We start from the raw sequence: 9,153 nt of genomic DNA, 5'->3' as shown, positions 1-9,153 counted from the left end.
GATGGAGTGTTACGGGCACGATGATTAGTTCTTCATGTGGCATAGAAAAGCACCTCCTTCAATTGATATTTCTATCTTAGCAAGAGGTGCTTCATTTTTGTATGCGTTGTTTGATTACGGGTTTACAAGGTTCCTCGTTTACGGAGGCGGCAAATGATTTGTACAGTACATCACAACAACGCTTAAACTTGGGACAAATCTCTGCCATTTTGTTCAGCGAGAGATTGATGAAGGAAAACAAAGTCGGAGAAGTGCTGGAATTGATCAATCGTTATCGTGAAATAAGGTACTTGGCCTGGCTGTTTAGCACAAGAGAGCCTCTTGAAGAAATCTTGCTGGCAACTCCATTTTTTAGATTACCGCCAAAGGCATCCATTCTTCACAATCCCGAGCAAAGTTTCAGACAGTTCTCTATCCTTGCTCCGGTCCGCCTGCAACAATTTGTACTGGACTCAAACGAAAAGGCTAGAACCAGTTATATACCGGAATTATCGCTTCGCAAAGGTCAATGGCAGGAAAGTAATAAACCAAAAGAGCAGCTTAGATATTCAGGCGTACAAGTATATGATCTAAACAATTATTATGGACGAATGGATCTTAAGGATTTGTCGGGAATGCCCTGGCTAAGTACTCACACGATCCGAGTACCTCTTGATTTGTTTACCGAAGAGAAGCTTGCGGCTGTTCTTGTCGCAGAAAAACCCAAATATGAAGTGACTCCTATTGTGAAATTGAACAAGGCGTATTTCGATATTTCAGTAAAAGTGAAGGCGGGGATCAATGAATTGCATACGGACCTTACCGAAAAGGAACTCACACAAATGGCTCAGGAAAAAATAGAGGAGCAAATCCGCAAAACGTATCAAACTGCTTTTAAAGAGGGTATAGATATTTACAATTTGGGCGAATCTTTGTATCGCAAACATCCACATCAATGGAAGAGCATTGCCACAGGAAAACAGCAACTCGTTTTAAACCAAGATTCCCTGCGCCATGTAAAGGTTGAGGTGAATATTGTTTACCCTGGAAGATATAAATTACATGAACATGGTGAATCCACCTCGTGATTCTGGCAAGTGAAATTATTAACTCACCTTGCTTCTTCTGCTTAGCGTTGGGGAAGCAAGGTTTTTGTTTCCCAAAAAATAGTTTAACGTTGTAAATCCGCATTTTCCTGACGGAACCCCATTTTGTAAGTTCTTTTAAGACGAAAAACTTCGTAAATTTAAATGGATTTCTTCACAAACCATAAGAAAGGGAGCGAAGGGATACATGTTATTAAGTTTTTACTTTGAATTAGTCAAATAAATCTCTGTTCCTGCCGATAAAGTCAACTATTTCTACATTTTCTTTCCTATCCAGAGAGAGTGGCTCTTTGGTTTCTCTTGTTCTGTACTGCTCTCTATATGTGCTTTGTCCAATTGTTTCTAGATATTCCTTTTCGAAATGGTCACGTTCTTCTTTTAGAAGAGCCACTTTTTCTTCTAATATTTGAATTTTTTCCTTCGAAGCACTTTCTTTTTTTCGAAGTGTTACTTCAAGTCCACTCACTTTAGAAGCCATTTTTAAAATATTATTTACAAATATGTCATATGACTTCAATTTTGTTAGAAGTACTTTTTCATTATATTTGTATTTCTCATAAATAGTTAATACATTATCTAAGGGAAGGGGATTAATGTCCCTAGAATCGTTGTAGGGGTTATTGAAAGCCTGATTTAACTGTTCGATCTCCTTTGCCATACGTGTTCGCCATACTGTCTTAGATACCCCTGTATGCTTCTCTAATAGGTATGGCGTTAAATCTTCAGTTATCTCACTACGAGTTTGTCTTAAAAGTTCTAGCAAGTCTTCGTTAGTGTATTTTTTAGGTCTTGCCACTTCAATTCTCCTCATTTCCCTGATTTTTTTCTGATACTTGCATAATTAATGCTTCAGTTCTCGCTATGTCTTCAATTGTCTTATTAATGGATTTTGTTACGCTGTTTACTTGTTCGTTTAAATCAATAGGTGTGTTCAGCTGTTCCTTGTTTTGATTCATGTTGTTCATTAATTTTTGGAAAACAATATAGTATGTGTCCAGTTGATCTTTATATTGCTTATTAAGCCGTACTGAAGTCTCATCAAGTAGTCTTAATGTGTTTTCCCTGTTCTCTACATCTAATAGGAAAAACGGGCATAATAAGCAATTTGGAACACAGTTACTAGGAAATTCTTTATCTGTGCAATATCCATCCTCAATTTGTCGGAAATAACTTCTATTCGTCCTATTTAAAACACTTTCAGTTTTAAGGTTTTGAACAACAGGAAGGTTCTCAACTTCTTCTTTTGTATAGAAATCAGTAATTTTCATTTGCTTGTTTTTTATCTGTTCACTTAATAATCTTACTTTACTTTCTAGAAAAGTTTCTAAATGATTTGCATAGTGGTTTTGTGTGTATAAACTAGCATGCCCTGCCATTTGGCTAATAGTTAGAGGGTCAATGCCCTGCATTCTCATGTTGCATATTGCTAAGTGCCGTGTTGAATTCGCACTTAATTGTTCAATATCACTGGATTGAATTACTTCTTTGTAAAAGAATTTCAGCAATGAATTGAACATGTCAGTTGTAGTATGAATATTTTTTCCATGTGAAATTATTTTAGAAACTTTCTTGTTATGTTTGGTGTAGTATCTCGCTCGCATGTATATAGGGAATAAATAGGAACGTTCCTCTGCTGATATATCAACAGTGCAATAATGTTCACATAAGTTAATATATGACTCTATTAATTCACCTATATCTTGTGTAATGTGAAATTCCGTTTGGGGTGGGATGTGATTTGGATACTTTGGTTTGCTTCTCTTAACTGTTAATTGATATTGACCATTTACTTTTTTTAAATCGCTTTTCTGTAACTGCACAAACTCATGTGGTCGCATTGGAATGAACATAGTTAGTTGCCACCAAATAAATATAGGAAGATATTTCTCTTTCAGTACAGAGGAGGTTTCTTCGTTTAAGAAAAAATTATATAGTTCATTACTAAATGTTAAAATATCTTCAAATGGAGGTAGTGTTTTAGTTTTTGATTGATAGGGTTTAATATCGCTCTCCATTAAACGAGAAATAAATTTTTCACCATGTTCAGGCATGAAGAAATTAAAAAACTCTAGATTATAGGTAATATGGCTATACTTAAAGGACTCAGGTACTTCCAATAAAACATACTCATAGAAGTCCTCCACTTTTTCTTCGCTATACAAGTTGGTCTTAAAAATAGAATCTTTAATAATTTTCAATTTGCGAATAATGGTTCTTACTGTAAGCCCATTATCCATTAAGAGTAGAGTGTAGCATTTAAGGGCGACATTAACATTGGAAAACATATCTAGATCAAATGATAGTCTTAACCTAGTGCCTCTTGTTCCCAATGTCCATAAGAACCAACTTCTATCATTATACTGACACCCTTCAATAATTCCATTTCTTTTGTAGAATTTAAAACGTTCTTTATAATGGTCAGCCATTTCTATCGAAAATTTCTCGTCATTTTCAATATGAAGGGTGTGGTTGTCAAATATATGAACTTCATCCACCATTATTATCACTCCAACATTTTAGTTTGAACAGAAGACAATTTCATTTTCAAGTCATCGAAGTCAAAATATTCATTAGCATATTCCTTGCCAAATGTTTTAACTGATTGATTTACAACAGCTAACAAATTTAAAATAAGATAAGTCAATTTCATTCGTCTATTGTAATTTTGTTTCTCAGTAATCCTTAAATCCTCAATTAAGTCGTCAATTTCTTTCTTTGCACTTAACAAAAATGACACTTTAGGAATTAAGTACTTACAAGAACTACAGTTGCGTCCGGGTTGATTACATTCCCCACTAACGAAGCATTGACCTTCTAATCGGTAGGAGGGCATATTCCCATTATGAATACCTGTTAATTTTTGATCCAGTTTCTCTTTTGAGAGTTGAATGACTTGTTGTGAAACACTTAGTAGTTTTTTTCTTTGCTCAAAGTAAAAAGCACTAGAATTCGCTAAGTCTTCTGGTGAAAATACTTTGATAAGTGCTTCAATTGATTCCGTTTTTTCTTCCATACTCAATTCCTTTTCGCTTTGTTTTATGGATAAATCCACCATTAAAGAATACAGAAAGCCAAAATGTCCTCTTCGGTACAAATGTCTGAAAATATCATCAAAATCGTCACCTGTAGGTAGCACATAGTGCTGTATAGTGTCAACATTTTTGTGACCACGTAATCTGGTGGAAATTGCATTGGCAGCACCTGCGTGTTTGTCCATATTTCTTGCTGTGACATAACTATATGTCAATAAAGATTTAGTTGTCTTTTTAAAAGAAAATGAAGGCACATCTCCTTCAAACATGTAATTAAAATAATTCACGTCTTTTGAAGGTTTTATATAGTTAGGGAATAGTGTGTCTGTATCATAATCCCTTTCTCTTCTAAACAACTCCAACAACGATATTGCTGTTGCAAATGTTATAGTCATGTCAGTAGGAACAAATAACTCGTTTAATGCATTGGTTTTATTTATGATGAAACGGTTATTTTTCTGTAAGTCGTTAATCAACCTTATGCTTTTCTCGGGTGGCAATATATTTTTCTTAAACCAGTTGAAACTTAAATGTTGAGTATTAAGTATGTTTAGGTTTGGGCTTGGCATTTTAATAATGTCTGGAAATCTCCATGCATTACTAAATGTCATTATTAGTAAAAACCAATCTTGACAATAGGTTTGACTGTTAATGGCTTTTTCAAGATGTCTATTTATATCATTCACTTGTCGATACATATAGTAAAATTCTTCTCTAGAATATGTTTCAATTTTGTTTTTTTGGTATACTCTAGTCCTAACTACTGGGACAGTGGAGTAATTGGTTTCCGTTTTTGTCATAATGAATTTCAAAAACTTTCCCAACACTTCCTTGTACTTTTTCAGTAACGATTCATTTAAAAATAGCATTTCAAGTTCCTTATTGCTGTACAGATATATCTCTTTTGTTAGTAAGGGTTTAATGTTCATATACGTCTTAGACAAACTTGTAACATAATTGTACACATATAGAGTTCTTGTATTGGCAATGTAGTCACTAACAAAGTCGTAATACAGATTGTGAGTAGCTGGAAAGTCATCTTTAAAACTGTAATTCCTTAGCATATTGTTAAAACGATCAATTGGCTCTTTTTCCTCACTGAAATCAGAAAGAGAGTTTCTATCGCCAAATACTACTTTTTTGGAGTATAAATCTTGTAAAATAGGATAGTCGTTAATATGGACATAAGTATGGGAGTTAGAACTATCTGTAGTTGAGAAGTCTGCTGAATTAGGTAATTGTTTATATTTAATAAGATGCTTAACGTACCACTTAGGACAACCTAATTCTTTAACTACTTTCATATACAGGATGTAGTCTTTGTTATGCATTACATTATTCAAGGTTAACGCTGTTCCGTTTAATGTTGTAAAAGTTCTTTCATTATTTATAGGTTTAACGGAGGCAATTTCCTCCTCAATTTTATCTCTACGATATTTTATTTTATTAACCAAACCTGACATAGAGATTCTAGTATCTTTGTTTTTCTTCAGGATATGTTGAATTTGGCTAATAGTTAATATGGACCCAAACTGCTCTTCTAATTCTTTAGAACTTACATATTCAGGTGAGTCTTTCAACAGGTAATGGTAGTTTTCATGTTTTGTAATATAATTCAGGACACTCTCTCTATCCCAGTAATAGTTATTTTTTTCTTTAGTGACCCTAATTAAATTTACAGGTTTTAAATAATCAATTACCGTTTTAGTTGATATGCCTAATAAATTACTAACTTCCATAGTACCTAAAGGTCTATTTCCGTTTTCTAATTCTTTTATTTTCAAATAAAGTTGTTCCTGTGTCCAAATCATGTATAACGCCCCTTATTCATATTCCCAAGCATTTTCATACATTTTATTTAACACTTCATTAACTCCATTCAAGAAGGTTTCACTTTGCTCCATATAAGATAAAGAAGACTCAATATTGCTATCTCCCCGTGCAATTGCCACATCTAGTGGATTACCAGTGCTTTCTGCGATCCAATTGGAAAAAGTGCCACGTCCAATATGAGTACTCCACCTTCTATTGCTTAAATAAAGCCCGTAACTACTTGCCTCTAGATTATCGCTTTGCAATAACTTTTCTATGAATATCTTTTTCAATCTATTAAATTGTTGTTGATATGTGCGTCCACTCATAGGAAAACCATTTTTATCCACAAATAAAGCATCCTGACCAGTTATATCGTCATATGTCTTTGAGTGCTGCTCATATATTAAAGGTAGTAATCTATTAGCAAACACCACCTGTATTCTTGGTTTTTTAACCCCGTCTGTTCCGTCGAAATCCTTCAAGTCAGTTCTCAAATTCCTCTCTCGGATATCAAGTTCTAATCCAAATTCACCATATGAACCTTTTGACTTTACACTACTTCTGGTTAGGTTTACACAATCACCCCTCCTAAGCCCCCCAAAAAATTGAAGGTACACACCTAGTGCTATTGGGGTTGTGTGTTTTATTGCCAATCTGATAAAACTAATTATGTAGTTTAAATTCAATTCATGTACTAACGCTGTTTGTCTGGGATTAGGTCTCCTGTATAACTGGAAGAAGGAGCTACTCTTATTACTAAGTCTATCATTGTATTCTTGAACAGTTTCTTTATTATTAATAATTCCGTTCCTAATAAGAAATCCCATAAACTCTTTAAGTGTAAGTTGATTGTTTAATATAGTAGATTTTGATTTCCCTTCTGAAACTAACCAGTTGATATAGTACTCCACTTTATTAAAGCTAAGTGTAGATAATCTTGCTTCAAGTTCTCTAAAAGTTAAATGGTTTTCAACAAACCAATTCAGAAACCTAACTATTATTTGCCCCTTGGTTTTTAATGTGTTGTATTTAGAGCCTTTCTTTTCATATAAGAAGTTAGAAACAGGGTGTACTTTATACAAGTCCATATCGTTAATAATTACTATATGACATTGCTTTACTTCCTGTTTTTTCCTTAAAGTGGTAATGGAAGACCTAAGACCAAATCTAGTATGTATCACAGACACCCCCAATAAATATCCAACTATATGAATAATAAGAATTATATCAAAGCATCTTCATTAAAACCATGAAAAAGAGAAGATATCTTGTCGAAACATTGAGTAATTAATATATATAAACAATAAAAACCAAAAATACGATTAAAACCAAAACACATCATATATTTGCCATTACCATCTTCATATTGAAGGGAAGGGGTACAAGCACCGAGATAAAGATTTTAAAGAATTACTAAAAAAGACAGGATCTCCCCGTTATTGCAAACCGCTGCCCTCAGAAATCAATTCATATAAATATATTTATAAGTGTGGAAAGTGTGGGAACGAATATAAAAGAAAACGGAAAGTCGATACAAAAAAGTATGTGTGCGGAAAATGTAAGGGTAAATTAACCGCTATATAATGAAGGGGAAAATATTATAAATGAAATGTAAAATTTCCGTTGACTAAATAATAAAATCATGTTAAATTATATTAGCTGACGATTTTGCTTGTCCGACGCATTGAAGAATTTTGAAAAACGTTGTTGACAATTGTTGAGAAATGGGTTATGATATTTTTCGTTGACAAAAAAACATTCCACAGTAGCTCAGTGGTAGAGCAATCGGCTGTTAACCGATCGGTCGTAGGTTCGAATCCTACCTGTGGAGCCATAGGGAGAAGTACTCAAGAGGCTGAAGAGGCGCCCCTGCTAAGGGTGTAGGTCGGTTATACCGGCGCGAGGGTTCAAATCCCTCCTTCTCCGCCATTTTCTAAATGGCCCGTTGGTCAAGCGGTTAAGACACCGCCCTTTCACGGCGGTAACACGGGTTCGAATCCCGTACGGGTCATTCCTTTTTCAAAACGATTCACAAATGGTAAATAGGTCCGGTAGTTCAGTTGGTTAGAATGCCTGCCTGTCACGCAGGAGGTCGCGGGTTCGAGTCCCGTCCGGACCGCCATTGATGATTGGGCTATAGCCAAGCGGTAAGGCAACGGGTTTTGGTCCCGTCATTCCTAGGTTCGAATCCTAGTAGCCCAGCCATTTTTATTTCTCTTGTTTTTAAGTTGATGTTACTTATAGAAAATGATGAAGTATTGACTATACTATTTCAAATAGTATTTTTTGTTTCTTAACAACTTCTATTAATTGCAATTCATTCACGCGGTTGTGGCGGAATGGCAGACGCGCTAGGTTGAGGGCCTAGTGGGAGTTAATCCCGTGGAGGTTCAAGTCCTCTCAACCGCACTTTAATTTCTATTAAAATATTATTTGCGCCCGTAGCTCAATTGGATAGAGCGTTTGACTACGGATCAAAAGGTTAGGGGTTCGACTCCTCTCGGGCGCGTTTGTTGTTCGGGAAGTAGCTCAGCTTGGTAGAGCACTTGGTTTGGGACCAAGGGGCCGCAGGTTCAAATCCTGTCTTCCCGACCATTTATAAGTTTGCGGGTGTAGTTTAGTGGTAAAACCTCAGCCTTCCAAGCTGATGATGAGGGTTCGATTCCCTTCACCCGCTCCATTTTATTTATGGGCCTGTAGCTCAGCTGGTTAGAGCGCACGCCTGATAAGCGTGAGGTCGGTGGTTCGAGTCCACTCAGGCCCACTTCACTTCTTTTCGCTGATTAAATAACTTTTTTAAAAAAGTGTTGACTCATAACGATAAAGGTGATATGATTTAAAAGTTGCTCCTTAATGAGGACAACGAAAACATTTGCTCTTTGAAAACTGAACAAAACAACCAGTATGTCAAGCAAGGTCACGTGAGTGACCAAGCATAAACTTAATAAGAAAACCCCGTTTTCTTATTAAATAACAGCTAAGTTTTTTCAAACACTTTTATGGAGAGTTTGATCTTGGCTCAGGACGAACGCTGGCGGCGTGCCTAATACATGCAAGTCGAGCGCGGGAAGCAGACTGATCCCTTCGGGGTGATGTCTGTGGAACGAGCGGCGGACGGGTGAGTAACACGTGGGCAACCTGCCTGTAAGATCGGGATAACTTGCGGAAACGTGAGCTAATACCGGATAATGCTCCACACCTCCTGGTGTGGAGACGAAAGA

6 protein-coding genes, 10 tRNA genes and 1 rRNA gene are annotated in these 9,153 nt (G+C 35.7%); 13 read left to right on the top strand and 4 right to left on the bottom strand.

The window, feature by feature from the left end; genetic code table 11:
* Positions 1-101 precede the first annotated feature (101 nt).
* A complete protein-coding gene (locus tag M3210_RS19065) occupies positions 102-1,067 on the top strand; it encodes a Ger(x)C family spore germination protein (RefSeq protein ID WP_490722689.1) in 966 nt (321 codons plus the stop codon).
* A gap of 229 nt (positions 1,068-1,296) precedes the next feature.
* On the opposite strand, the gene M3210_RS19060 is transcribed toward M3210_RS19065, so the two are convergent.
* The 4 genes from M3210_RS19060 to M3210_RS19045 are packed head-to-tail and all read right to left on the bottom strand — an operon-like array spanning position 1,297 to position 7,113.
* Complete coding sequence (locus tag M3210_RS19060; RefSeq protein ID WP_251517712.1) at positions 1,297-1,881, bottom strand: hypothetical protein; 585 nt, start codon at positions 1,879-1,881, stop codon at positions 1,297-1,299.
* A gap of 1 nt (position 1,882) precedes the next feature.
* Positions 1,883-3,583: a tyrosine-type recombinase/integrase gene (locus tag M3210_RS19055; RefSeq protein ID WP_251517711.1), complete on the bottom strand. Its 1,701-nt coding sequence runs from the start codon at positions 3,581-3,583 to the stop codon at positions 1,883-1,885.
* A gap of 5 nt (positions 3,584-3,588) precedes the next feature.
* Positions 3,589-5,928: a hypothetical protein gene (locus M3210_RS19050; protein WP_251517708.1), complete on the bottom strand. Its 2,340-nt coding sequence runs from the start codon at positions 5,926-5,928 to the stop codon at positions 3,589-3,591.
* A gap of 12 nt (positions 5,929-5,940) precedes the next feature.
* Positions 5,941-7,113 carry a site-specific integrase gene (locus M3210_RS19045; protein ID WP_251517706.1) on the bottom strand — a complete coding sequence of 391 codons (1,173 nt, stop codon included), beginning with the start codon at positions 7,111-7,113 and terminating at the stop codon, positions 5,941-5,943.
* A gap of 163 nt (positions 7,114-7,276) precedes the next feature.
* Here M3210_RS19045 and M3210_RS19040 point away from each other — a divergent pair, with 163 nt between their 5' ends.
* The 12 genes from M3210_RS19040 to M3210_RS18985 all read left to right on the top strand — a co-directional run.
* A complete protein-coding gene (locus tag M3210_RS19040; RefSeq protein ID WP_379597829.1) occupies positions 7,277-7,516 on the top strand; it encodes a zinc ribbon domain-containing protein in 240 nt (79 codons plus the stop codon).
* Between the two features lie 175 nt (positions 7,517-7,691).
* Positions 7,692-7,766 (top strand) — tRNA-Asn (locus M3210_RS19035).
* A gap of 3 nt (positions 7,767-7,769) precedes the next feature.
* Positions 7,770-7,861 (top strand) — tRNA-Ser (locus M3210_RS19030).
* Between the two features lie 10 nt (positions 7,862-7,871).
* Positions 7,872-7,943: transfer RNA gene (locus M3210_RS19025), tRNA-Glu, on the top strand.
* A gap of 34 nt (positions 7,944-7,977) precedes the next feature.
* Positions 7,978-8,054 (top strand) — tRNA-Asp (locus M3210_RS19020).
* 8 nt (positions 8,055-8,062) lie between these two features.
* A tRNA-Gln gene (locus tag M3210_RS19015) sits at positions 8,063-8,137 on the top strand.
* 120 nt (positions 8,138-8,257) lie between these two features.
* A tRNA-Leu gene (locus tag M3210_RS19010) sits at positions 8,258-8,341 on the top strand.
* A 26-nt stretch (positions 8,342-8,367) separates the two neighbouring features.
* Positions 8,368-8,441, top strand: a tRNA-Arg gene (locus M3210_RS19005).
* Between the two features lie 9 nt (positions 8,442-8,450).
* Positions 8,451-8,527 (top strand) — tRNA-Pro (locus M3210_RS19000).
* An 11-nt stretch (positions 8,528-8,538) separates the two neighbouring features.
* Positions 8,539-8,612, top strand: a tRNA-Gly gene (locus M3210_RS18995).
* A 10-nt stretch (positions 8,613-8,622) separates the two neighbouring features.
* Positions 8,623-8,696: transfer RNA gene (locus tag M3210_RS18990), tRNA-Ile, on the top strand.
* 232 nt (positions 8,697-8,928) lie between these two features.
* Positions 8,929-9,153: ribosomal RNA gene (locus tag M3210_RS18985) — 16S ribosomal RNA — on the top strand; the annotation flags it as partial.

The sequence above is a fragment of the Oceanobacillus luteolus genome (assembly GCF_023715655.1).
In the GTDB taxonomy this organism is placed as follows: domain Bacteria; phylum Bacillota; class Bacilli; order Bacillales; family Amphibacillaceae; genus Oceanobacillus; species Oceanobacillus luteolus.
This window is presented reverse-complemented; position numbering and strand designations above follow the sequence as displayed.